This window comes from Nitratireductor sp. ZSWI3 (assembly GCF_024655565.1).
Classification (GTDB): domain Bacteria; phylum Pseudomonadota; class Alphaproteobacteria; order Rhizobiales; family Rhizobiaceae; genus Nitratireductor.
This window is the reverse complement of sequence record NZ_JANKOF010000001.1, coordinates 168,432-191,759: the sequence shown is the minus strand read 5'-3', so window position 1 is coordinate 191,759 and position 23,328 is coordinate 168,432. Positions and strand designations below refer to the sequence as shown.

Genomic DNA, 23,328 nt, shown 5'->3' with positions numbered 1-23,328 from the left:
ATCAACCCACCTGGCGGACCGTGTCCAGGAAGAGCTGCTGGTCGAAACCGTTCTTCGCGATATAGGCATCAGCTCCCACCTGCAGGCCCTCTGCCTTTTCCTCCGCCGTATCCCGCCCGGTCACGAGAATGACCGGCAGGCCGGCGAACTTTCCGGATCGTCTTATGGTTCTGGTCAGCTCGAGTCCGTCGACTTCCGGCATATCGATATCCGCCACGACGATATCGGCGCCATGCTCGCACAAATGCTTCCAGGCCTCTGATCCGTCTGCTGCCAGAACGACCGTATAGCCGGCCGCTTCGAGAATGAGCTTTTCGAGCATCCGTACGGATGGGGAATCGTCGACCACTAGGACTTTCCGCACCGGCGGCAGTGGACGTGTGTAGGCGTCGGTTCCGAACAGTTCCTCCGACATGGCTGCCTCCGCCAGTGCAGCGGTGCTCAGCAGCAGCGCCACGCGACCGTCGGTCAGAACCGTGGCGCCGCTGTAGCAGCGCAGATTCGCAAGGCGGGGGCCCAACGGACGCACGAGAAGTTCCTCTTTTCCGACGATCCGGTCGACGATCACCGCGGTTTCGCCGCCGGCCGGCCCGATGAAGACCACCGGGCGATGGTCCGGCATCTCGGTGAGGCTTGCTGCCGGAAGACCAAGCCAGTCAGCCAGGTCGAGGATTCGCACCTCGCCATCGAGAACGTTCCGTTGCCCCGCCTTCGGCAGAGCGGCGGTGCGCACCCTGCCTACCCGGCGGATCGAAGCGGTGTCGAAGGCGAAGATCTGCCCGCCTACGGAAACCTCCAATGCCCGCACCGTGGCCAGGGTCAGCGGCAGGGTCATAGTGAAGGCGGCGCCGCCGCTCGATGCGTGCGCGACCTCCACGGTCCCTCGCAGCGCCTCGACCGTCTCGCGCACGATGTCGAGCCCGACGCCGCGGCCCGACAGTTCGGTGAGCGCCGGCGAGGTCGACACGCCGGGCTCGAACGCCTGACGCAGCCGCTGCCGCTCGTCCACCGGCTCAGGGAGGCCCAGATCACGCGCGGCCCTGACGAGGGAGGCGACGTTGAAACCGCGTCCATCGTCCTCGACGTGCAACTGAAGACGGTCGCCCAACAGCGTGGCCGAGATGTCGATGCGGCCCTTCCCCGGTTTACCGGCCTTGCGGCGGATGTCGGGTGTCTCGATCCCGTGGCTCATCGCATTGCGGACAAGGTGGCGCAAACAGTCCTGAAGCCCTGCGGCAATCGATCTGTCGATCTCGATCTCGCCGCCGATGATACGCAGCTCCGCCGTTTTGCCGGATGCCGCGCCGAGGTCCCGGACCAGTCGGGGAAGCCCCTGGCAGGCTTCCGAGAGAGGCTGCATGCGCGCTCGCCGGATTTCATAGTCAAGCGCATCCACCAGACTGCCGATCAGCCGCGCGTCTTCTGCAAGACCCGAAGTCAGCGACCGCAGATCGCGCTCCAGGGATACGGGCGTGCTCGAATGGGATTGGTTGGAGGAACGCAGGAGCCGCGCCTGCTCGCGCAATGAATTTGCTTCCGCAGCCTTCGACGCGAGCCGGGATTTCGCCGCAACCAGCTCCCCGCTCCGGTAAAGAAGGGTGTCCAGCCGCTCTCCGGAAATCCGCATGGATCCGTCGAGATCCGTGACACGGACGGGCGGCATGGAGGCCTTGCCTGCCTGAGCCGCCCCGGCTTCGTCGTCGGCGGCTTTCTCGCCCGGCGCCTCCTGCAGCGAGGCGTGGAGTTTATTCATGGCGGGCTGGACCGACGTCTTATCGAGGCCCGCGCCTTCGGCCAGCTTGCGCCCGCATTCTCCGACAGCGTCTACCGCTGCCAGCAAAGCATCGAACTCATCCTTCCGGACGGGGCGTTCTTCTCGCACGAGAAGGGCAAGCAGATCCTCCGTTTTATGGCAGATCGCCTCGACCGGGCGCACCTCCACCAGACCGGCGGCGCCCTTCAGGCTGTGCGCGATGCGCAGCAGCCGCTCCATCGCGCTCCGCCGTGCCTGCACCTCCTGCAGTTCTTCCAGGGAAAGCAGCAGATGCTCGAATTCGCTCGCGCGCTCCTGCACCTCCCGTGTGAACATGTCCATCAATTGCTTGTCGATCAGGCTTCTTGCCATGTCTATTCCTTGCGCCCGTCCAGCATCGCCTTCAGGCGGTCCCCAAACCGGTTGAGGTCCCTGGCGGCCTGCTCCGCCTGGCGGACCGCGGCGAGGTTCTGCACGCTGGTCTGCTGAATGTGGTGCATCGCTTCGTGAATCTGCTTCATGCCCGTTCTCTGCTGGCCGGCCGAAGCGGCGATCTGGGCAGCGGATCTGGCGGCGTCGGCGATGATGCCCTCGAGCTGCCTGATGGTCTCGCCCGCCCCGTTCACCTTCTCCAAGGCCTGGCTGACGCTTTTCGCCCCCTCCTCCATTCCGATCACCGCCGCATTCGTGCCCTTCTGGATGTCCAAGAGAATTCGGCGGACCTTGTCGGTCGCCGCCTTGGACTGGTCTGCCAGGGCCTTGATCTCCGTTGCGACGACGCTGAAGCCGTGTCCGTGATCGCCGGCGCGGGAGGCTTCGATGGCCGCGTTAAGGGCGAGCAGATTCGTCTGATCGGCGATCTCGGTCACGGCCGTGATGATCTCGCCGATCTCCTGGTTGCTTTCGGCAAGGGCGAGAATATCCTCCGCTATCGCCTCCGTCCGGTCGCTGACGGCGTGCATGAGGGCCACCGTTTCATCGACGGCCTTGCGGCCGGCGCTGCTGACGCTGACAGCCGTCTCCGACGAAGCCGCGACCTTTTCCGCACGCTGTGTCGCCTGCTCCGCCGTCTGCAGGACCTCGTCGACGCTCGTGGTTGTCTGACTGACCGCGGTGGACTGCTCGCGCATTCCCTCGACCTGCTGCGACGCGCCCGCCAGAATCTCGGTTGCGGACGACGAGAGGTGCTCCGCCGTGTCGGCAATCGTCGCGACAAGCTCCTCGAGCTTCGTGCGATCGTTCCGCTCGCTGTCGATCATGGCCAGGAGCTTGGCTGTCATGCCGTTGAACGAGGCTCCGAGCTGTGCCAGCTCGTCGACGCCGTTCTCGGGCGCCCTCTGCTCCATGTTCCCGGCGCTTATGTCCTGCGTGGTCTTGACGAGCATTTTTGCGCGCTGGGCGAAATGGTGGAGAAGCAGCAGCATGGTGAAGAAGCCGACGACGACAACCGCGGAAGAGGCGACGAGCAGGAGGCGAGCCTGCCCCAGCCTGGCGCCCGCGGCGCGCTCCATGAAGATGATCTGTCGGTTGAGCCGCGTCACATAGGCTCCCACGAGACGCTCCAGATGATCCATCTCGGCTCCCGACAAGGGAGCGTTCGCGATGGCATTTTCGAGCGCCGGCCTTATGGCCGTCGACCAATACTGGCGGCTTTCCTCGAGCTCCGCCAAGACGTGCGGATCCGTCGCCGGCGGCAACCCCTCTTCGGAACTGCCATTGATCATCATCGCAAGCAGGCTCTCATTCTGATCCATGGCTTTGCGCATATCGGCCGCGACGGTCTGCCCGTCCGTCGGGCTCGGCAAGCGGGAAGCCAGATAGAGCAACCGGTAAAAGACGTGCTCCCTGCCCAGATAGGACGTCACCGCAAGATCGGAGCGAACCTTTTCGAAGGTCACCAATCCGAAGCTCACCAGGACAGCCCAGGCGGCGACGAACAGGATCATCGGCACGCCCAGGGTGCCATAAAGGCTCCGTCTTGGCAGAATGCTCATTATCCCTTTTCCTTTCCTTCGCCCTGAGCGGTGCTCCTGACCTCTTCGAGGAACAGTTGCGGGTCCGTGACCAGCGTGGCGCCGTCCAGAACGATCGTGCTGTCGGCGGCCGTCCCGCGAATCCATGCGACGCTCGCAACTCCCTCAGCCGGTGCGACCGGCTGCGGAACGCCTGCCGTGATCGTCGCTATGCCCGATGTCGCGATCAGGAACTCGGGCCGATGCTGCCCGCAAACGACCCCCCAATTCGAGGCGGACGATCCACCCGTGCCAGGATCAAGAAGGATCTGAAGATCGAAGACCGGAAACACTTGTCCGCGCAGGTCATAAAGCCCCATCACGAAGCGCGGCGCTCTCGGAAGGGGCGTTATCCAACGTATCGGCACCAATTCGTGAACGTAATCCGCTTCCAGCGCAAACCGCCGGCCTGCCAGATCGAAATGAACCGATCCCACCGCCGCAACCTCGCTCCGGTCGGCGGCGCGGGACCGCTCGAAAGCCTTGGCACGGGCCTCGAGCTTGCGCCGCCGCATCTCGTTGGCCGGATCCTGGAGGCTGGTGACCGCATCCATGGCCAGGGTGAGCCGCTGGCGCACAACGCTCCAATCGACGGAGCGCCCCTTGTTCCTATCGGGCGACATGAGAACCCTCCTGGATCGAGCGCCGCACATCGGCTATTTCGCTGCCAATGCGGAGGACCAGCTGCCCGGCAGTAACATCCTCCATCAACTCCACGCGTTCATCGTGCGGTCGCCTCACGCACAGCGCGTGGGCCTCTTCAAAGGCGTGCAGAGCGGCTTGGCGATTGCCGGGCAGATGACAGCGCCCAAGGAAAAAATGCGCGGCCGCAAGGCTTCTGTCGAGATACAGCAGCCGCCGGAACGCGGCTGCCGCATCCTCATACTGCCTCGCCGCCAGCAGGGCGCTGCCATGAAGGTAATGCAGCCTGACAGAAAGCGGGTGCTTTCTCACCGCTTTCGCGGCAAGTGCGGCGGCCTCGCCGGTTGCCTCCTTGTGCAGGAGAGAGCGGATGCGGCGCGCGATCGCGCCTTCGCCGGCTGAGCCGAGGCTTGCCTCCTTGAGGCGGGCGCTGATGGTTGCCGCCTCGCCGATGCGCTCCAACGCCGGGGGGGCATCGCCGGGGACGGAACCGGATGCTTTCGAACGGGCTGGTGCCTCGCCGCAGGCGAGATCGTCGGATTGCCTCAGTGCACCACGCCTGTACAAAACGCCCGCGCGTGTGACGTATGTGGCAAACGGGGCATGCTCCCACAACGGCGGATCGGATGGCCCGAGCAGAAGCCATCCGCCGTCTCCGAGGCATTGATAGAATTGGCGCGCGATGCGTCTTATCGCGTCCGGCTCCATATAGATGAGCACGTTGCGGCATAAGATCAGGTCCATTTCCGCGAGCCCCCTGGTTGGTGCGGGAAGCTCATCCCTGCCCAGGCAGAACTTGAAGAACCTGGCTCTGCCTTTCAGATGCTCGCGCAGATGCAGGCGATCGCCATGCGGGGCGAGATAGGGCATTGCGCGCTTCGAGGCCTCCCCTCTCAGCGAGCTGCAGCGATAGCGTGCCGCGGCCGCCTGGTGCAGCGCCCTGCCCGAGACATCCGTGCCGATGATCTGCACTTTTTCGCCGAGGCCCATCTGTTCGGCGAGGATCGCGAGCGAATAGACCTCCTCACCCGTCGAGCATCCTGCACTCCATATCTTCAACGGCGAGCCTTCCGGGCGTGCCCGCAACAGGTGCGGCAGCACCTCATCGCGAATGAGATCGAACTGGGCGGGATCGCGAAAGAAGTAGGTCTCGCCGATGGTCACTTCTGCAATGACTTCATCGGCCAGAGCCGGGTCGACCTTTAGGCGCTCACGCAGGAAAGCCGGATGGTCTATTCCGTGCCGCTCCATGAGCTCCGTCATGCGGTGAGCCAGAACGCGCCTGCGAAACGGAGCGATGTTGAGCTGCATCCCTGCGGCGACGGGCGAGACCAGGAGATCGCAGCAGCATTTCTGCGGAGCGATGCATTGCCGAAGCCGCTCCGCTGCTGGCCCATGCTGTCCTGCACTTTGCCGGGATGTCGTGACTGAGCGCATCTTTCGACCGTTTTAATGTGTCCGATATCTGCCTCTCTTTTTCGACGTCGCCTATTCAGCCAGATGGCCTAGTGGCGCGATCGGCCCATCGTTTCACGGAGATGGCGAGCCGGACTCCGATCATGGGGACGCCGTATGTTTCATCCGGCGGCAGGGTTTTTCAGTCGGCTTCCCCGTCCCGATCCGACAGGAGCCTCGCCCCGGCGGCGGCCGCCGCTTGCCGGTTCCTGACACCCAGGCTGCGGAAAAGCGCCGCCAGATGTATCTTCACCGTTCCCTCGCCCAGGCTCAGCTTTCGGGCGATTTCCTTGTTGGACAAGCCCTCGACCACAAGGATCAGCACCTCGCGCTGGCGCCGCGTCAGAGACTCGATGGCGTGGCTGCCCGGCTCCCGTGAAGGTTCCGGCACGTCCTTCGGCTCATCGCTCTTGTCACGGGCGGCGATTTCCGAGGGAACATAGATCGCTCCGTCCATCACGCGCCCAAGAGCGGCAGCCAGCTCGGTGGCGCCGAGCCCCTTGGGCACGTAACCGTGCACGCCCGCGGAAAGCGCGGTCAGCATGTCGGATTTCCTGGTCGACGCCGAAACGACGGCAACGCGCATGTCGCCACGAAAATCGCGAACCGCCTCGAGACTTCCTGCATCCTTCATGCCCGGCATCGCCAGATCGAAGAGCGCAAGGGAAATCTCGTCGTGCTCCGCGAGCTGCTCGACCGCTTCGTCGAGCGACCCCGTCTCGATCACGTCAGCGAATCCCAACTCGCTCTTCAGGATCGTGCGCAAGGCAATTCGGAAAAACTCGTCATCATCCGCAACCAGTGCGGTCCGAGAACCGGGCACGGTCATCGCGTCGCCGTCCGGAAGAATAACTCCCGGCTTCCGGCAAAAGAAAAACGAAGAACTGTCATCATTTTAATCCGGCCCTCCTCCTTCCGGATTAATTCAATGTAACCAACAAGGTTCCCTCTGTGCAACAAAAGGAGAAGCCAGCTAAGCAGTTGCGGTTCTCTCAAGGTTAATCAAGACAGTCGCGTGGGCGGCTGTCCCCAAGCTGCCGAAGGTCGATACAGGTCATCAGGGAGAAGCGTCAGGCCGCTTCTCCTTCTTAACGGCGCTCCCAGCTCAAGCCGAAATCTTCAGCTTCCCCGCCAGGTTGTTCAGAAACTGCTCGCCGGTGAGAGGGCGCGAGAAGAGGTAACCCTGCATCCCGTTGCAGCCGAGCGAACGCAGGACGTTCCGCTGATCCGTGGTCTCCACGCCCTCGGCGACCACTCCCAGCTTCAGCGCACGCGCCATCTCGATCATGGCACCGACGATAGCGCGGCCCTGATCGCTGCCCGAAAGCGCTTGCACGAAGGAGCGGTCGATCTTGAGGCAGTCCACGGGATAGTTCCGCAGGTAGCTCATCGAGGAGTATCCGGTGCCGAAGTCGTCGATAGCGATCGAGAGGCCAGCCTTGCGCAGCTGCTCGAAAGTCTTCACCGCGAGATCGGGGGTTTCGATCAGCACTGATTCCGTGACTTCGATCTGGATACGCTGCGGCGCGATCCCTTCTTCGCGGAGGATGGCAAGGCAGCGCTCGGCAAAGTGCTCGTCACGGAGCTGCACAGGAGACACGTTCACCGACATCAAAGGGAGGTCGGTCCTTGCAAGCATCTTGCAGGCCTCCCTCAATATCCAATCGCCCAGTTGCATGATAAGTCCCGCCTCCTCGGCGACCGAGACCACGAGCATCGGCGACATGGCATTGTGGACCGGATGGTTCCAGCGCAGCAGCGCCTCGGCCCCGATGGCAATGCCCGCGTCCGAATAGAGCGGCTGGTAGGCGAGCCGGAGTTCCTTCCCCTCGCTCAGCGCGTTGCGCAGATCAGCTTCCACCCGCCGCCGCTGTTTCAGGACGTCCCCCATGGCGTCCGAGAACACCTTGTAGCAGCCGCGACCGCGCTTCTTGGCGTCGTACAGCGCGATATCCGCCTTGCGCAGAAGTTCCTCCTGGCGCTCATGGCTGCCGGCCGGCGCAACGGCAATGCCGATGCTGACACTGACGTGGAGAAGTTCGCCGTCGACTTCGAAGGGCGCAGCAAGCGCCTCCAGCAATTTGTCCGACAGTTCGATCGCCGCCTCATTCGCGTCGTTCTTCACCGGAAGCAGGAGGCTGAACTCGTCGCCGCCGATACGGGCCACCGTGTCACGATCGCCGGCCAAGGCCCTCAGCCGCACCGCGGTCTGACGCACGAGTTCGTCGCCCGCCCGGTGGCCGAGCGTGTCGTTCACATATTTGAAGCGGTCGAGATCGAGGAAAAGCAGGGCAAGTTCGCCTTCGCCGGCGCTCACCTTGTCCAGCGCGCCGTCGAGGCTTTCCTCAAAGAAGGCGCGATTGGGAAGCCGCGTAAGGACGTCATGGGAAGCCAGGTGACGGGCCCGGCGCTCGCTGGCGTGAAGTTCGAGCGATGCGTGACGCAGCTTCCGACCCAGAAACAGGGCGATGCCGCCTAGCGCGAGAAGGGCCACGATGCCGGCAGGCAGCACCTGCTTGAGCAGGGTGATGCCGGGACGGTCGGCGTCCCAGACGAGATAACCGAGCGTTTCGCCGGATGAGGCGACGACGGGAGCGGTGGCATCCGCGTATTCCTCCGGCGATTCCTCCGAATAGCGCATGTCCTTTATCAGGATATGCGAGCCGATCATGCCCGCGAACGCCTCGTCTATCAGGTTCATGGATATGTAGAGATATTCGCTACCGGCGGTGACCGAGACCCGGTTGGTCGACGGAACAATCGGCTGCACGCTCACAATCGCCGGCGTGCCGTCGATGTCGATGACCCGCGTCTCGGCGATATCGGACAGAGGCTCAGCCCCATCGCCGGCTTCCTTGCGATGGACCAGCCGACGGCGGAGGTCGGACGTGATGTCCGCGAACGTCTCTTCATCGCCGCCGAAGGCCGGCGGCTGGATCGTCTTTCCGTCGCGCATGGCGTGGACGACGTTTCCGTGCTCATCCTGCACATAGGCGCGGTCATGTCCGAAATAATCGTACATCCATTCGCCCACATTCTCCGCAAGCCAGAGCTGGTCTCGATTGCGGGCGTGAATGACGTGATCATCCCAGACGGTGATGCTTTTCTGCTGTTGCTGAACGGCCTCGATCTGCTCCTCGAGCGCATGTTCGACCAATTCTCGCTGCTTCAGGACCACATTCTGGTCTATCCGGATCGAAGCAACGATCGATATGGCGATCGCGCCCGCTGCGGCGACGCCTGCGAGCACGCCGAGGGTTACCCGGATCTGCGAGGTAAGGTCTTTGCTTGTCATGCCACATCGCTCACAACGGAAACAGTCAAGGGAGTTTCGCGAGCTGATATGATCTCGTTGACTCTCCTTGGCTATTCGGCCGGATGGCCTAGACCGTCGCACAAGAAGGCGGTTGAGAAGAAATGAACTCGAAGAAATGAACTCCGGGCAGCTGGCGGTGCCGATTACTCCCCGCGTGGGAAGCGCTGGCGCTCTTCGAGTAGATTGAGGTCCATGTGGTTGCGCATATAGCGCTCCGAGGCTTTCTGAAGCGGCTGGAAGTCCCAGGGGTAGTAGGCCCCGTTGCGGAGGGCCGGATAGACGACCCAACGGCGCGCCTGGCTCTCCCGCACCTGTTCGTCGAAGCGCGCCATGTTCCATCGTGACCGGACCTTGGCGATGAAATCGGCCACGATCCCGCGGTGAGCCGGATCGGTGGCAAGGTTGGTCGTTTCCGACGGGTCCGATTGCAGGTCGAAAAGCTGCGGTGGGTCGAGCTCGCAATGCACGAACTTCCACCGCCCTTCCCGGATGGCGACCATCGGCGCATAGGAGCCCTCTGCCGCGTATTCCATCAGGACCGGCTCGGAGCGTTCCTCACCGCGCATCAGCGGCATCAGCGAGGTGCCGTCGGTCCACGGCGTGATCGCGCTCATGTCGATGCCGGCGAGATCGCAGAGCGTGGGCAGAACATCCAGATTGGAAACCGGCGTGCGGTAGAGCCCCGGCGCAACGCCCGGCCCCGCGATCATCAAGGGAACGCGGGATGATCCTTCGAAGAAGCTCATCTTGAACCACAGGCCGCGCTCGCCGAGCATGTCGCCGTGATCGGAGCAGAAGACGATGATCGTGTCGTCGAGCATCCGCGTGCGGCGAAGCGTGTCGATCAACTCGCCGATCTTGTCATCGAGATAGGAGATGTTGGCAAAGTAGCCGCGCCGGGCGCGCCGCACATCCTGCGGCTTGATGTCGAAGGCCTCGTAGTCGCTCGCCTTGTAGAGGCGCTGCGAGTGCGCATCCTGATTTTCATAAGGGATGAACCCGGTCTTCGGCTCGAGCTGCGCGCAGTCCTCGTAAAGATCCCAATACCTGCGTCGCGCCACATAGGGGTCGTGCGGGTGGGTGAAGGAGACGGTGAGGCTCCACGGCCGGCGCTCGGCCTCTTCGGAAAGGCGCGAGAACTGGTAGAGCTTCTGGACGCCGTGGAAGCAGACTTCATCGTCGAACTCCATCTGGTTGGTGATCTCGGCGACGCCGGCGCCGGTGACGGAACCGAGGTTGTGGTACCACCAGTCGATACGCTCGCCGGGCTTGCGGTAGTCCGGCGTCCAGCCGAAGTCGGCCGGATAGACGTCCGTCGTCAGGCGTTCCTCGAAACCATGAAGCTGGTCGGGACCCACAAAGTGCATCTTGCCCGACAGGCAGACATGATAGCCGGCAGAGCGCAGATGGTGCGGATAGCAGGGAATGTCGGACTTGAACTCGGCCGCATTGTCGTAAACGCCAGTGCGCGAGGGCAGCTGGCCACTGACGAAAGCCGCGCGACCTGGCGCACAGAGCGGCGATGCGGTGTAATTGTTGACGAAGCGGGCCGAGCGGGCCGCCAGCGCCCTCAGATTCGGCGTGTGGAGAAAGCCGGCCGGCCCGTCGGGAAAAAGCGTCCCGTTCAGTTGATCGACCATCAGGATGAGAATGTTCGGACGCTTCATGACGCGCAGCGCTCTTTGCGGTGGATTTGAATTGCCTGAGGGTGCGATGCCACGGCAGCAAGGTCGTGGCATCGGCGTCGTTGCAGCGGCGAGCTTCCCGGCAGGCGGATGGGCTCCGAGCCGAGTGGTCAGAGGCCGAGCGATGCCCGGACGGCCGCGAGCCCGGGCTCGCCGTCAAGCGTCGTGACCTCTGCGAGCCACGGCTCGAGCACCTGCGGATGCGCCTTCAGGAACTCCGCGGCGGCATCCTCGGGATCCTTCCCCTCTTCCAGAATCTTGCCCATCATCTCGTTCTCCATGTCGATCGTGAAGACGAGATTGCGGAAGAGCTGAGCGGCGTTGGGGCATTCAGCGGACCAGCCGGTGCGCGCCAGGGTGAACACCTCGGCGCCGCCGTAATTCGGCCCGAAGAACTCGTCGCCCCCGGAAAGATAGGTGATCTTGAAATTGTTGTTCATCGGGTGCGGCGCCCAGGCCAGGAAGACGATCGCCTCCTTTGCCCGCTCGGAGCGCGCGACCTGCGACAGCATCCCCGATTCGCTGGATTCGACGAGGCTCCAGTCGCCGAGGCCGAAATGATCGGCCTCGATCATCCGCTGGATGTTCTCGTTTGCGGGCGCGCCTGGCTCGATGCCGTAGATCTTCTTGTCGAAGGCGTCAGCGTGCGTGTCGAGATCCTTGAAGTCGCGCACGCCCATCTCGGCCACGGAGTCCGGCACGGCGAGGGTGAACTTCGCCCCGGTCAGGTTCTTGACGAGCACTTCGGCCGCCTCGGCTTCATTGAGCTCGTCTATGAACTTCTGTTGCGCCGGCATCCAGTTGCCGAGGAAGACGTCGATGTCCTGGTTCTTCAGGGACTGATATCCCACCAGCACCGACAGCGTCTGGACTTCGGGCTGATAGCCGAGGCCCTCGAGAATGACCGAGGCGATGGCGTTGGTCGAGTTGATGTCGGTCCAGCCGGGGTCGGACAGACGAATGGTCTTGCAGCTCTCCGGGTCGGCGGCAAGACCGGGCGTGCTGAGGAAAAGGAAAGCGGCGGCGGCAATGCCGAAGCAACGATGCGTTGTCATGGCGCGGTTCCCCATTGTTGTTTAAACGTGGCCGCTTCCATTAGGCTCGCAAATAGGGCTACCCTTAAAGCCGCTGTTTTTCGATCATGACCATAAAGGTTCTTTATGATCCATCGGCCCTTGGACATCGGCTGGCTGCGCATCTTCGATGCGGTCGGAAGGCTGGGCAGCCTCACCCGCGCCGCGCAGGAACTGGGGCTGTCGCAGCCTGCCGTAAGCTACCAGATCAGGCGCATCGAGGAGCAACTCGACGTCTGCCTGTTCCATCGCTCGCAGGGCGGCAGCCGGCTTTCGGAAACAGGAGAGGTTCTTTTTCGTGCAGTCCATGCAAGCGTCAAGAGCATAGACGGGGCCGCCCACGATATCCGCCGCAAAGCGCGGGGACCGGCGATCCGAATTTTCACCGACTACGGTTTCGCCGCCTTCTGGCTGATGCCGCGCGTTGCCGATTTCCGCAGGCTGCATCCGCAGGTGGAAGTGCACATCGTCGCTTCGCAAAGCCTGGAGGACGAGTTGGAACGGGATGCCGATGCAGCGATCCTTTTCGGCGCGCGGGACGATTTTCCCGAGGGCGCACGCCTCCTGATGCCGGAGCGCGTCGTGCCGGTCTGCGCTCCCGGGTTTCTCGCCCGGTCGGGGCCGTTCGAAGAGCCTGCAGACCTCGCCGAGGCGCCGCTGCTCCACCTGGAGACGTCGGGAAAGCCGCGCTGGCTCACCTGGTCGACCTGGCTTGCCGAGCATGGCATCAGCCGCCAACCCACGCAGGGCGACCTCGGCCTAAACACCTATGGCTTCGTGATCCAGGCGGCCCTCGCGGAGCAGGGCATCGCGCTGGGCTGGATGGGCCTGGTGGACCAGGATCTCGCCCGCGGCAGCCTGGTCGCCGTGGGCCCGACGGTGACGCGCGCCGACTGCGGCTATTGGCTCGTGCCCAGTCCTTCGGCCGGCAGCGCGACCGCGGCCCTGATGGACTGGCTGGTGAACGAGGCCGAAGAAGCCGCTCTCTGAGCTCAAGACCGCCGACCCCGACCGCAACCCGATCCAATAAATGCACTGCGGTTTAAGGTGGACATATGCCGCCAAAGCAAAAGCCCCGCAGCCGGGAAGGCTGCAGGGCTTTCAAGACGTTCGGGTGGCGCAGTATCCTAACCGAGCAGGCCGCCCAGCAACCCGCCTTCCGACCCAAGCAGACCATCGGCGGTGCCGAGCAGCCCGTCGGCGGTGCCCAGCACGTTTCCGAGCAGACCTTCGATGCCCAAGCCGCCACCCTGGCCCAGATTGTTGATGGCCCCGCCGGGGCCGATGACGTCGGCATAGGCATCCACGACCGCGCCGGTCAGGTTGCCCTCTCCCAAATTCTCCAGAACGTCACCCACAAGACCGTGGTCGTTGAGCAGATTGCCCGTCAGAGACTGTCCTTCCATGGAACCTGGCGCAAGAATCTCAGAGACATCCTGCACTTCTCCGTAGACAGCAGAACCGGTATCGACCGTCGGCTTCAGAAGACCAAAGATTGTACCAAGCATTTAAATCTCCCCAAATACACGTTGCCCGAATGCATCTTCTGATCAAAATTGATGCCTCAGTATAGTATAACGTTTTCATGAAACACGCAAACAAGATTGTCCGATCACATGACCTGACTTCGAAAAAAGCTTTGGCCGTTCTCACCAGATTCCATGTATAATTATGATAATTTTATTCATATTAGCTTTACATGCACTGGCTGATTCCGCCTTCAACTGGACAACATCATGGCGGGGATCGGTGCTGAAAGCCCGGAAACGTCGCGTCCACCCAGCGTGCAGAACATGCGCCGCGGCGCGGAGATTTCCCTTACACGTTCTTTACGCAAGAGCCGCCACTTCCGAATAGCTCCCTTACGCCCCTGGGCGCCACCTAATGGACCGGAATCCAAAAACGGAGTCGGTCCATGTTCGACCTGATCTACATAGCACTCGCCGTCGGTGCTTATCTGGCTTTCGCGGGCGCCGTGCGTGCCTGCGACCATCTGTGAGGGGGCGGCGATGATCGGATATCTCATCGGCGGCGCCGTCGCCCTGTCGCTTCTCGCCTATCTCACCGTCGCTCTCCTGCGGCCGGAACGGTTCTGAAGGAGGCGGACAAGTGGCTATCGACCTTCTTCAGTTCCTGCTCTACGCCGCCGCCCTCGTCGCGCTCGCCTGGCCGCTCGGCGGCTATATGGCGCGGGTGTTCCAGGGTGAGCGCACGCTGCTTACACCGGTGCTCGCACCGCTCGAGCGCGGCATCTATGCGCTGGCCGGCAGATGTGCGACGCAAGACCAGCACTGGACGCGCTATGCCCTCTCGGCACTCGCCTTCAATCTTGCCGGATGGCTGTTCCTTTATGCCATTCTGCGGCTGCAGCATCTGCTTCCGTGGAACCCGCAAGGCCTGGCGCCGATGTCGCCGGACCTTGCCTTCAACACGGCGGTGAGCTTCGTCACCAACACCAACTGGCAGGCCTATGGCGGCGAAACGGCGCTGTCCTATTTCAGCCAGATGGTGGGCCTGACGACGCAGAACTTCGTCTCGGCCGCCACCGGCATGGCCGTCGCCGTCGCCGTCATCCGCGGCTTTGCGGCACGCAGCGCCAAGACGATCGGCAATTTCTGGGTCGATATGACCCGCTCGGTGCTCTACGTGCTGCTGCCGCTATCGATCATCTGCGCCCTCGTCCTCATCTGGCAGGGCGTGCCGCAGACGCTGGGCGCTTATGTACCGGCCACCACGCTGGAGGGCGCGCAGCAACTCATCGCGCGGGGCCCTGCCGCCTCGCAGATCGCCATCAAGCAGCTCGGCACCAATGGCGGCGGCTTCTTCAACGTCAATTCCTCGCATCCGCTCGAGAACCCGACGGTGCTCTCCAATCTGCTGCAGGTGGTCTATATTCTGCTGATCCCGGTCGCCTTCTGCTTCCTGTTCGGACGCATGATGAAAGACCGGCGGCAAGGGGTGGCGATCTTCGCCGCCATGGGCCTGCTGTTCGCCGTCGGCCTGGCCGTCGTCTACGGGTCGGAGATCCACGGCAACGCGCTCTATGACACGCTGCCGGTCGACCAGGCAGCAGGCAATCTGGAGGGCAAGGAAACCCGCTTCGGGACCGGCCTGTCCGCTCTCTGGGCCGAGGCGACGACCGCCGCTTCCAACGGTTCGGTCAACTCCATGCACGACAGCTACACGCCGCTTGCCGGCCTGGCGTTGCTGCTCAACATGCAGGTGGGCGAGGTCGTCTTCGGCGGCGTCGGCGCGGGCTTCTACGGCATGCTGCTCTTCGTGGTGCTGACGGTGTTCCTGGCCGGGCTCATGGTCGGCCGCACGCCGGAATATCTCGGCAAGAAGATCGAAGCCCGGGAGGTCAAGCTCGCCGTTCTGGCCTTCCTCTCGATGCCGGTCGGCATCCTGGTCTTCGGCGCACTGGCAGCCGTTGTGCCCTCGGCCCTTGCCGCGGTTCAGGATCCCGGTCCGCACGGGCTTTCCGAGATCCTCTATGCCTATTCCTCCGCCACTGGCAACAACGGCTCGGCCTTCGCCGGCTATGGCGCGGGCCTGCCTTTCCACACGACACTGCAGGGCATCGCCATGCTCCTTGGCCGATACGCCTTCATCGTGCCGATGCTGGCGATCGCCGGAGCGCTTGCGGCCAAGACGCCGGCGCCCGCCTCGGCGGGAACCTTCCCGACCCATGGGCCGCTCTTCGTCGTCCTGCTCATCATCGTCGTCCTGATCCTGGGCGGGCTTACCTTCTTCCCGGCGCTTGCCCTCGGCCCGATCGCCGAGCAGGTGGCAATGCTCGCCGGCCAAACCTTCTGAGGTGCTTCAATGACCAAGCATAGGCGCAGGAATTTTTCGCTGTTCGATCGGGCACTCGCCGTCCATGCCGCGCGCGGCGCGGTCGCCAAGCTCGACCCGCGCGTGCTGTATCGCAACCCGGTCATGTTCGTCACGGGCGTGGTCGCCCTGCTCACGACGTTCATTTTCCTCCACGACCTCGCGATCGGCGCCGAAACCCGCAACACCGTCGGCCAGATCGCCCTGTGGCTGTGGGTGACGGTGCTTTTCGCCAATTTCGCCGAGGCAATCGCCGAGAGCCGGGGCAAGGCACGTGCCGGCAGCCTGCGCGCGACGCAGGCGGAGACCCAGTGCAAGCGCCTCACCGGCGGGCCGGCCGCGCACGAAACCTTCGATCTCGTGTCGAGCCAGACGCTGCGCAAGGACGACGTCGTTCTGGTCGAGGCGGGCGACCTGATCCCCGCCGACGGCGAGGTGATCGAAGGCGTGGCCTCCGTCGACGAGGCGGCGATCACGGGTGAATCAGCGCCCGTGATTCGCGAATCCGGCGGCGACCGCTCGGCGGTCACCGGCGGCACGCGGCTCGTTTCCGACTGGCTGGTGATCCGCGTCACGGCGGAGCCCGGCAAGAGCTTCCTCGACCGCATGATCGCCATGGTCGAAGGCGCCGAACGCCAGAAGACGCCGAACGAGATCGCGCTCAACATCCTGCTGGTCGGCATGACCATCATCTTCCTCCTGGTGGTGGTGACGCTCGAACCCTTCGCGCTGTTTTCCGGCACGTCGATCCCGATCGCCTTTCTTGTCGCGCTGCTCGTCACGCTGATCCCGACGACGATCGGCGGCCTCCTGTCGGCGATCGGCATCGCCGGCATGGACCGGCTGGTCAAGGCCAATGTCATCGCCAAATCGGGCCGTGCGGTCGAAGCCGCCGGCGACGTCGACACGCTGCTGTTGGACAAGACCGGCACCATAACCTTCGGCAACCGCATGGCGGACGCCTTCATGCCGCTGCCCGGCGTCAGCGAGCGGGCGCTGATCGAGGCCGCATTGCTGGCCTCGTTCGCCGACGAGACGCCGGAAGGCAAGTCGATCGTCGACCTTGCCCGCAAGACAGTGGGCAGAGAGGTGGATGCACTTCAGGAGCAGGTCGGCGGTTTCGTGCCCTTCAGCGCGCAGACGCGCCTTTCGGGGGCGGATCTGACGAATGGAAGCCAGGTGCGCAAAGGCGCGAGCGATGCCATCCTCCGCCATGCGGAGGCGGCGGCGGGCCTCGAGCTGACACGCATCGTGGAGAGCATCGCCAAATCGGGCGGCACACCGCTGGTCGTCGCGCGCGACAAGCAGATCCTCGGCGTCATCCATCTCAAGGACATCATCAAGCCTGGCATTCGCGAGCGCTTCGCCGAGTTGAGGCGTCTCGGCATCCGCACCGTGATGATCACCGGCGACAACCCGCTGACCGCAGCGGCCATCGCCGCCGAGGCCGGCGTCGACGATTTCCTGGCGGAGGCGACGCCGGAAAGGAAGCTGGACCTGATCCGCAAGGAGCAGGCCGACGGCAAACTGGTTGCCATGTGCGGCGACGGCTCCAACGATGCGCCGGCGCTCGCCCAGGCCGATGTCGGGGTGGCCATGAACACCGGCACGCCGGCCGCCAAGGAGGCCGGCAACCTAATCGATCTCGACAGCGACCCGACCAAGCTCATCGAGGTGGTGCTGGTCGGCAAGCAGCTTCTGATCAGCCGCGGCGCGTTGACGACGTTTTCCATCGCCAATGACGTGGCGAAATACTTCGCCATCCTGCCGGCCCTGTTCATCGCCGCTTATCCCGGCCTGCAGGCGCTCAACATCATGAACCTGGCGAGCCCGGCGAGCGCCATCCTGTCGGCGGTGATCTTCAACGCGCTGGTCATCTTCGCGCTGATCCCGCTCGCCTTGCGCGGCGTGCGCTACCAGCCGGCGACGGCCGGCGAATTGCTGCGGCGCAATCTGCTGATCTATGGCCTCGGCGGCCTGATCGTGCCGTTCGTCGGCATCAAGGCGATCGACGTGGCGGTCTCCGCACTCGGTCTCGCGTAAGGAAGGAAGAACAAATGCTTTCGCAGTTAAGACCGGCAATCGCCCTGCTGGCGATCATGAGCCTTCTCACCGGCCTCGCCTATCCGCTGGCGACCACCGGGATCGGCCAGGCGCTGTTCCCGCGCCAGGCCGAGGCCAGCCTGATCACCCGCGACGGCACCGTGGTCGGCTCCGCATTCGTCGGACAGGCGTTCACGCGGCCGGAATATTTCCACGGCCGCCCCTCCGCCGTCGACTATAATGCAGCCTCTTCCGGAGGCACCAACCTTGCCCCCACGAGCCGCGAGCTGATCGACACGGTCGGCGAGCGGGCCCGGCAGATCGCGGCGGAAACCGGCGCCGGGCGCGTGCCGGTCGATCTCGTCACGTCGTCAGGCAGTGGCCTCGACCCGCACATTTCGCCCGAAAGCGCCTATCTTCAGATACGGCGCGTCGCCGAGGCGAGAGGCCTTCCCGCCGCCGAGCTGCGCCAGATGGTCGATGCGCAGACCGATATGCCGCTGTTCGGCATTTTCGGCGCACCGGCCGTCAATGTATTGAAGCTGAATCTTGCGCTCGACGAACGGGCGCCGGTAAAAGCGGGCATAACAGGATCGATGCATGGCGCCAACGCCGAACGGTGACAACCGCCCCGAGCCGGAAGCCCTCCTTGCCGAGGCCGAGAAGGAGGGCCGAGGAAGACTGAAGATCTTCCTCGGCGCGGCGCCCGGTGTCGGCAAGACCTATGCAATGCTCCAGGCCGCGCGACAACGCGCGGCCGAAGGCGTCGATGTGGTGGTCGGCATCGTCGAGACGCACGGCCGCTCTGAGACCGAAGCGCTGCTCAGGGGGTTGGCCGTGCTGGCGCGCCGCCCACACTATTATCGCGACCGCATTCTTCACGAGATGGATGTCGCCGCCCTCATCGAGCGGCGCCCGCAACTGGCGCTCATCGACGAACTCGCCCACACCAACGTGCCAGGCAATCGGCACGAAAAGCGCTGGCAGGACGTCGAGGATGTGCTGGCGGCGAGGATCGACGTCTACACCACGCTCAACATCCAGCATCTGGAAAGCCTCAACGACATCGTCGCTCGCGTGTCCGGGGTGCGGGTGCGCGAGACCCTGCCGGACAAGGTGCTGGAACTCGCCGATGAAATCGAGCTGATCGACCTGCCGCCGGAAGAACTGATCGACAGGCTGCGCCAGGGCAAGGTCTACCTGCACGATCAGATCGCCCGGGCCATCGAGAATTTCTTCTCCAAGGGCAATCTGACGGCGCTGCGGGAACTTGCGATGCGTGTGGCCGCCGACCGCGTCGACGCGCAGATGATCGCCCATATGAAGACCCATGCGATCAGCGGTCCCTGGCCGACACAGGACCGGATCATGGTCTGCGTCAACGAATCCCCGGTGGCCAAGTCGCTGGTGCGGGCCGCCAAGCGCATGGCCGACCGCGCCCGCGCGCCGTGGCTTGCGGTCAACATCGTGTCCTCCTCCAGTGAAACGCTCGAAGAGGAGGCCAAGAACCGGATCGCCGAGGCCCTGCGGCTTGCCGAAGCGCTCGGCGCGGAAATCGCGAGCATCAACGCCGAAGCGAACATCGCCGGCGAAATCCTGGAATTCGCCCGCTCGCGCAACGTCAACCGCATCGTCGTCGGCCGCCCGCGCCCGCGGCGCATCCTTGCCTCCTTCACGCGGGAGACGGTGGCCGATTCCCTGATCCGCAAGGGACAGGATTTCGAGATCACGCTCGTCGCTCCCGATCAGGAGGAGGCGCGTCGGGCGGCGATTCGTGCCGGCCGCATTCAGATCGAGCGCGACCCCAAGGCCTATCTTGCAGCAACCGGCGTCGTCGCCCTCGCCACCGCCACCGCCTTCGTGATCGAGCGTCTCCTGCCTGTCGCCAGCCTGTCGCTCGTCTTTCTGGTCGGCGTTCTCATCACCGCAACCCGCTTCGGCCTCTGGCCGTCGCTCTATGCCGCGACCGTCAGCTTCTTCACCTACAATTTCTTCTTCACCGAGCCTTATCACACCTTCCTCATGCACCGGCGGGACGACGTCCTGACGCTGGTGCTCTTCTATGCATCGTCAGTCCTGGCGGGGAACCTCGCGGCACGGCTGCGCAACCAGGTGAACGGGCAACGGGCCATCGCCAAGCGCACGGCCAGCCTCTACGAGTTCAGCCGCAAGCTGGCGAGCGCCGCCTCCCTGGACGACGTGATCTGGACCGCCGTCAGCAATGTCGGCGCGATCCTGCAGTGCCAGGCCGTCGTCCTGACGCCGGCTGCCGGCGGCCGCCTGGAGATCTGCGGCGCCTTCCCGCCGCTCGACGAACTCGACGTGCGCAACCACAGCGCGGCTCTGTGGACCTGGGAGCATGGGGAGCCGGCCGGCTGGACCACGCCGACGCTTCCATCGGCGGACTGGCTCTTCCTGCCGCTCAAGACAGCGCAGGGAACCCATGGCGTGCTCGGCATCACATTCGAGGCCCGGCGATCGATCACGCCGAACGACCTGCGCGTTCTCGACGCGCTGACGGATCAGGCGGCGATCGCCGTGGAGCGCACGCTGCTCGTTTCGGACCTGCAGGATTCGCGCATCCTCTCGGAGACGGAGCGGCTGCGCTCGGCATTGCTCTCTTCCGTCAGCCACGACCTGCGCACGCCGCTGGTGTCGATCATCGGCGCCGCCAGCTCGCTGATCGAGGCCGACACGGCGCTGGGCGCGAAGGGCCGCCGCCAGCTTGCCGAGACCATCAAGGAAGAGGGCGACCGGCTCAACCGCTATGTGCAGAATCTTCTCGACATGACACGGCTGGGATACGGCGCGCTGAAGCTCAACCGGCAGCCGAGCGATGCCCGTGAGCTCGTTGGTGCGGCGGCACACCAGCTCGGCTCGGCCCTGCGCGACCACACGCTGGTCCTTGACGTAGCAGGCGATCTGCCGGCAGTGGATGTCGACCCGATCCTGATGCAGCAGGTGTTTGCCAACGTGCTCGACAACGCGTCCAAATATGCCCCGCCCGGCTCCACCATCACCGTCACCGGCTCGGCTGGCCGCGACGAGCTGACCGTGGCGGTGAGCGACGAAGGACCCGGCATCCCGCGCGAGGACCGCAAGCGGATCTTCGACATGTTCTATCGCGTGCGCGCGGCAGACGGACAAAGGGCCGGCACCGGGCTTGGCCTTGCCATCTGCAAGGGCATCGTCGACGCGCATGGCGGCAGCATCCGCGCCGAGCCGGCCAGGGCGGACGGAAGCGGCACGCGGATCGAGATCCTGCTGCCGCTTTCAATCGACACGAGAGGCGCCGCATGAGCGCGCTTGCCCGCATTCTCGTCATCGACGACGAAAGCCAGATCAGGCGCTTTCTGCAGGTCGCCCTGGAAGCGCATGCCTATGAGGTCGTCGAAGCCGCCACCGGTCTCGAGGCCGTGCAGAAGGCGGCGACCGAGGAGCCGGATCTCATCGTGCTCGATCTCGGGCTTCCCGATATGGACGGCAAGGATGTCATTGTGCGGGTTCGCGAATGGTCGCAGACGCCGATCCTGGTTCTGTCCGTGCGGCAGGAGGAGGCCGAGAAGGTGCAGGCGCTCGACGCGGGCGCCCAGGATTACGTGGTCAAGCCCTTCGGCATCAAGGAGCTTTTGGCGCGCATCCGCACGCTCCTGCGCGATCGGTCGACATCGGGCGATGCGCTGAACCATGCCGTCGTGGAGATCGGCAACCTGCATATCGACGTCGCCGCGCACGAGGTTCGCAAGGATGGAGAGCCGCTGAAGCTGACCCGCAAGGAGTTCGACGTTCTGTGGGCGCTCGCCCGCAACGCCGGCCGTATCGTCACGCACCGGACGCTCCTGCACGAGGTGTGGGGCAAGGCCCACGAGCACGATACGCAATATCTGCGCGTGTTCATCCGCCAGCTCCGCCAGAAACTCGGCGACGATCCGGCGAGCCCCCGCTACATCATGAACGAGCCGGGCGTCGGCTATCGGATGCTGGAGTCATCCGACTGAGCGAAAGCCCCCCTCAACGAGGCGCTGGGGCACTGGCGGGCCTGCTCGGTCTCACGGACCGGTTTGACCAGAGGGCTTCATCTTGGGGTGGCGAAATAGATCCGCCGCTTGCCGCCTTTCAGCGGCTCCTCGGCCTTGATGTCGAAACGGGCCGCCAGCAAGTCTCGGAACGTGTCGGGATGATAGTCGTCATACTGATCGTCGCGATTGGCAAGCAGGGCCTGCACCATCTCGTCCTCCCGGCCAACGAACTCGATGACGACGGCCGCCCCCAATCCGGTGAGCCAGTCGACGAAGGCGGCCAGCGGGATATTGGCCGAAATGGCGATGTGATGGACGAGCGCAAGGCACAGAACCAGCTCCGGTCGACCACGCTCGGCAAGATCCTTGCGCTCCGCTCCATCCCATCCCTGGTTGGGTGAGGCGTCGGCAAGATTCATCACCAGCGGCAGGATGTTTCCGGCACCGTCCTGTATCTTCTCGCGCCGGTACAGCTGCTCGATCGCCATCCAGTCGCCATCCATGGCGATCACGTGATCCGCCTGCTCGGCGGCGATGCGCGAGAACACGCCGGTGTTGCAGCCGAGATCCCAGGCGCGCCGCCAGCGTCGCGTGGCCGCAGCCTTGCGCACGAAGGCGATTTTCCTTTCCCGTTCCGCAGCGTCGTAGGAATGGGTGCATTCGTAATCGGACCAGACGGTCTTGCCGCCCGCCGGCACCAGTCTTTCCACCAGGGCCGTGAGCTTTTCGATGTTGCGCTCGATCAGCGTCTTGTTGAAGCCGGCATCCGCGAGCGTGCCGCGCATGTCGCCTCCGGCTGAGCCATAGCGCCTCTGGAGCGTATCCTGCGCCACGACATGCATCAGGACGCCGGGCCGCAGAAGGTCCCGAGCCGACATCAGGCGGCGCATCTCTTCGGCCGGAATGCCGTCGATCCGCCCGCGCAGCCAGGGACGGAAGTCGATGCCTTTGTAGGCCCTCAGCATCAGCGGATAGAGGAAGAGCTCGCAGAACTGGCGATAGCCCACCCAGGGCTCTCCCTCGCGGAGCGGCTCAAAGGAGGGGATGTCGATGAAAACCGGCCGCACGCCGTCCCACTGGATGTTGTAGGCGGACGAATCCTTCAGGATCATGTCGGCGCCGAGCGCCTTTCTTACCAGTTCCAGATGCAGCAGCGCCGCATCCTTCAGCATGCTGAAAGACCATTCATAGGGGTAGGAGATGAAGGGAATGCGCGCGTGCTCGATAACGCCCGCCCATGTGCCGAGGTCGATGTCCTCGCTCAGCGGGTCGACGGTGCGCGTCGCGACCACCTTGCCCTCGCGGCTGAGGGCGTGGAAGAACGGCGCCTTCTCCAGCACCTGCCAGTTTTCGAGCGCACGCCGGCTGACATGGCGAAAGACGCGACCGTCGCGATAGAAAACCGCGCCGTTTCGATCGCGATAGGAACCGGGTTCGTGTTCAGTGCCGGTCTGCGGCTCGCCGATCCGCTCGGGCTCTGCCCTCATCGCGCAAGG

General features: G+C 64.2%; 17 protein-coding genes. 7 read left to right on the top strand and 10 right to left on the bottom strand.

Translation table 11 applies throughout. The annotated features are described in order from the left end of the window. Window position 1 precedes the first annotated feature (1 nt). The 8 genes from NUU27_RS00920 to NUU27_RS00885 all read right to left on the bottom strand — a co-directional run bounded on the left by NUU27_RS00920 (window position 2) and on the right by NUU27_RS00885 (window position 11,918). The gene (locus NUU27_RS00920) at window positions 2-2,125 is read right to left on the bottom strand and encodes a response regulator (RefSeq protein ID WP_257760147.1); all 2,124 of its coding nucleotides are present in this window, start codon (window positions 2,123-2,125) and stop codon (window positions 2-4) included. A 2-nt stretch (window positions 2,126-2,127) separates the two neighbouring features. Continuing rightward, window positions 2,128-3,747, bottom strand: a complete 1,620-nt coding sequence (locus tag NUU27_RS00915; RefSeq protein ID WP_257760146.1) for a methyl-accepting chemotaxis protein — start codon at window positions 3,745-3,747, stop codon at window positions 2,128-2,130. Continuing rightward, on the bottom strand, window positions 3,747-4,388 hold the full coding sequence (locus NUU27_RS00910) for a chemotaxis protein CheW (RefSeq protein ID WP_257760145.1): 642 nt from the start codon (window positions 4,386-4,388) through the stop codon (window positions 3,747-3,749). Before NUU27_RS00910 ends, NUU27_RS00915 begins: the two co-directional genes overlap by 1 nt. Beyond that, a complete protein-coding gene (locus NUU27_RS00905) occupies window positions 4,375-5,670 on the bottom strand; it encodes a protein-glutamate O-methyltransferase CheR (RefSeq protein ID WP_257760144.1) in 1,296 nt (431 codons plus the stop codon). The genes NUU27_RS00910 and NUU27_RS00905 overlap by 14 nt, the downstream gene beginning before the upstream one ends. A gap of 334 nt (window positions 5,671-6,004) precedes the next feature. Beyond that, window positions 6,005-6,685 carry a LuxR C-terminal-related transcriptional regulator gene (locus tag NUU27_RS00900; protein WP_374565204.1) on the bottom strand — a complete coding sequence of 227 codons (681 nt, stop codon included), beginning with the start codon at window positions 6,683-6,685 and terminating at the stop codon, window positions 6,005-6,007. A 282-nt stretch (window positions 6,686-6,967) separates the two neighbouring features. Further along, a complete protein-coding gene (locus NUU27_RS00895) occupies window positions 6,968-9,157 on the bottom strand; it encodes a bifunctional diguanylate cyclase/phosphodiesterase (RefSeq protein ID WP_257760142.1) in 2,190 nt (729 codons plus the stop codon). Between the two features lie 164 nt (window positions 9,158-9,321). Beyond that, window positions 9,322-10,845 (bottom strand): choline-sulfatase, encoded by a 1,524-nt coding sequence (betC, locus tag NUU27_RS00890; RefSeq protein ID WP_257760141.1) that lies wholly within the window; start codon window positions 10,843-10,845, stop codon window positions 9,322-9,324. Between the two features lie 128 nt (window positions 10,846-10,973). Next, the gene (locus NUU27_RS00885; RefSeq protein ID WP_257760140.1) at window positions 10,974-11,918 is read right to left on the bottom strand and encodes a choline ABC transporter substrate-binding protein; all 945 of its coding nucleotides are present in this window, start codon (window positions 11,916-11,918) and stop codon (window positions 10,974-10,976) included. 105 nt (window positions 11,919-12,023) lie between these two features. Here NUU27_RS00885 and NUU27_RS00880 point away from each other — a divergent pair, with 105 nt between their 5' ends. Next, window positions 12,024-12,926, top strand: coding sequence for a choline sulfate utilization transcriptional regulator (locus NUU27_RS00880; RefSeq protein ID WP_257760139.1), 903 nt, complete (start codon window positions 12,024-12,026; stop codon window positions 12,924-12,926). A gap of 137 nt (window positions 12,927-13,063) precedes the next feature. Here NUU27_RS00880 and NUU27_RS00875 read toward each other — a convergent pair whose 3' ends face one another. Further along, window positions 13,064-13,444: a hypothetical protein gene (locus tag NUU27_RS00875; RefSeq protein WP_257760138.1), complete on the bottom strand. Its 381-nt coding sequence runs from the start codon at window positions 13,442-13,444 to the stop codon at window positions 13,064-13,066. A gap of 471 nt (window positions 13,445-13,915) precedes the next feature. Here NUU27_RS00875 and kdpF point away from each other — a divergent pair, with 471 nt between their 5' ends. From kdpF to NUU27_RS00845, 6 genes are read left to right on the top strand one after another with little or no spacing between them, the layout of a single operon-like run. After that, window positions 13,916-14,032 (top strand): K(+)-transporting ATPase subunit F, encoded by a 117-nt coding sequence (gene kdpF, locus NUU27_RS00870; RefSeq protein WP_257760137.1) that lies wholly within the window; start codon window positions 13,916-13,918, stop codon window positions 14,030-14,032. A 13-nt stretch (window positions 14,033-14,045) separates the two neighbouring features. Further along, a complete protein-coding gene (gene kdpA, locus NUU27_RS00865; RefSeq protein WP_257760136.1) occupies window positions 14,046-15,752 on the top strand; it encodes a potassium-transporting ATPase subunit KdpA in 1,707 nt (568 codons plus the stop codon). Window positions 15,753-15,761: 9 nt separating this feature from the next. Then, window positions 15,762-17,813: a potassium-transporting ATPase subunit KdpB gene (gene kdpB, locus NUU27_RS00860; RefSeq protein WP_257760135.1), complete on the top strand. Its 2,052-nt coding sequence runs from the start codon at window positions 15,762-15,764 to the stop codon at window positions 17,811-17,813. Between the two features lie 14 nt (window positions 17,814-17,827). Next, window positions 17,828-18,436, top strand: coding sequence for a potassium-transporting ATPase subunit KdpC (kdpC, locus tag NUU27_RS00855; protein ID WP_257760134.1), 609 nt, complete (start codon window positions 17,828-17,830; stop codon window positions 18,434-18,436). Next, window positions 18,414-21,113, top strand: coding sequence for a sensor histidine kinase KdpD (locus tag NUU27_RS00850; protein WP_257760133.1), 2,700 nt, complete (start codon window positions 18,414-18,416; stop codon window positions 21,111-21,113). The genes kdpC and NUU27_RS00850 overlap by 23 nt, the downstream gene beginning before the upstream one ends. Then, complete coding sequence (locus NUU27_RS00845; protein ID WP_257760132.1) at window positions 21,110-21,811, top strand: response regulator; 702 nt, start codon at window positions 21,110-21,112, stop codon at window positions 21,809-21,811. Before NUU27_RS00850 ends, NUU27_RS00845 begins: the two co-directional genes overlap by 4 nt. Before the next feature lie 77 nt (window positions 21,812-21,888). Here the strand turns inward: NUU27_RS00845 and NUU27_RS00840 are convergent, their stop codons facing one another. Then, window positions 21,889-23,319: a hypothetical protein gene (locus tag NUU27_RS00840; RefSeq protein WP_257760131.1), complete on the bottom strand. Its 1,431-nt coding sequence runs from the start codon at window positions 23,317-23,319 to the stop codon at window positions 21,889-21,891. Between the last annotated feature and the right edge of the window lie 9 nt (window positions 23,320-23,328).

Bases quoted from the DNA above. Each gene is read 5' to 3' on its own strand.
- NUU27_RS00885 (WP_257760140.1), bottom strand. From the start codon at position 11,918: ATGACAACGCATCGTTGCTTCGGCATTGCCGCCGCCGCTTTCCTTTTC.
- NUU27_RS00875 (WP_257760138.1), bottom strand. From the start codon at position 13,444: ATGCTTGGTACAATCTTTGGTCTTCTGAAGCCGACGGTCGATACCGGT.
- NUU27_RS00895 (WP_257760142.1), bottom strand. From the start codon at position 9,157: ATGACAAGCAAAGACCTTACCTCGCAGATCCGGGTAACCCTCGGCGTG.
- kdpC (WP_257760134.1), top strand. From the start codon at position 17,828: ATGCTTTCGCAGTTAAGACCGGCAATCGCCCTGCTGGCGATCATGAGC.
- NUU27_RS00850 (WP_257760133.1), top strand. From the start codon at position 18,414: ATGGCGCCAACGCCGAACGGTGACAACCGCCCCGAGCCGGAAGCCCTC.
- NUU27_RS00910 (WP_257760145.1), bottom strand. From the start codon at position 4,388: ATGTCGCCCGATAGGAACAAGGGGCGCTCCGTCGATTGGAGCGTTGTG.
- NUU27_RS00905 (WP_257760144.1), bottom strand. From the start codon at position 5,670: ATGACGGAGCTCATGGAGCGGCACGGAATAGACCATCCGGCTTTCCTG.
- NUU27_RS00845 (WP_257760132.1), top strand. From the start codon at position 21,110: ATGAGCGCGCTTGCCCGCATTCTCGTCATCGACGACGAAAGCCAGATC.
- NUU27_RS00840 (WP_257760131.1), bottom strand. From the start codon at position 23,319: ATGAGGGCAGAGCCCGAGCGGATCGGCGAGCCGCAGACCGGCACTGAA.
- NUU27_RS00920 (WP_257760147.1), bottom strand. From the start codon at position 2,125: ATGGCAAGAAGCCTGATCGACAAGCAATTGATGGACATGTTCACACGG.
- betC (WP_257760141.1), bottom strand. From the start codon at position 10,845: ATGAAGCGTCCGAACATTCTCATCCTGATGGTCGATCAACTGAACGGG.
- kdpB (WP_257760135.1), top strand. From the start codon at position 15,762: ATGACCAAGCATAGGCGCAGGAATTTTTCGCTGTTCGATCGGGCACTC.
- NUU27_RS00915 (WP_257760146.1), bottom strand. From the start codon at position 3,747: ATGAGCATTCTGCCAAGACGGAGCCTTTATGGCACCCTGGGCGTGCCG.
- NUU27_RS00880 (WP_257760139.1), top strand. From the start codon at position 12,024: ATGATCCATCGGCCCTTGGACATCGGCTGGCTGCGCATCTTCGATGCG.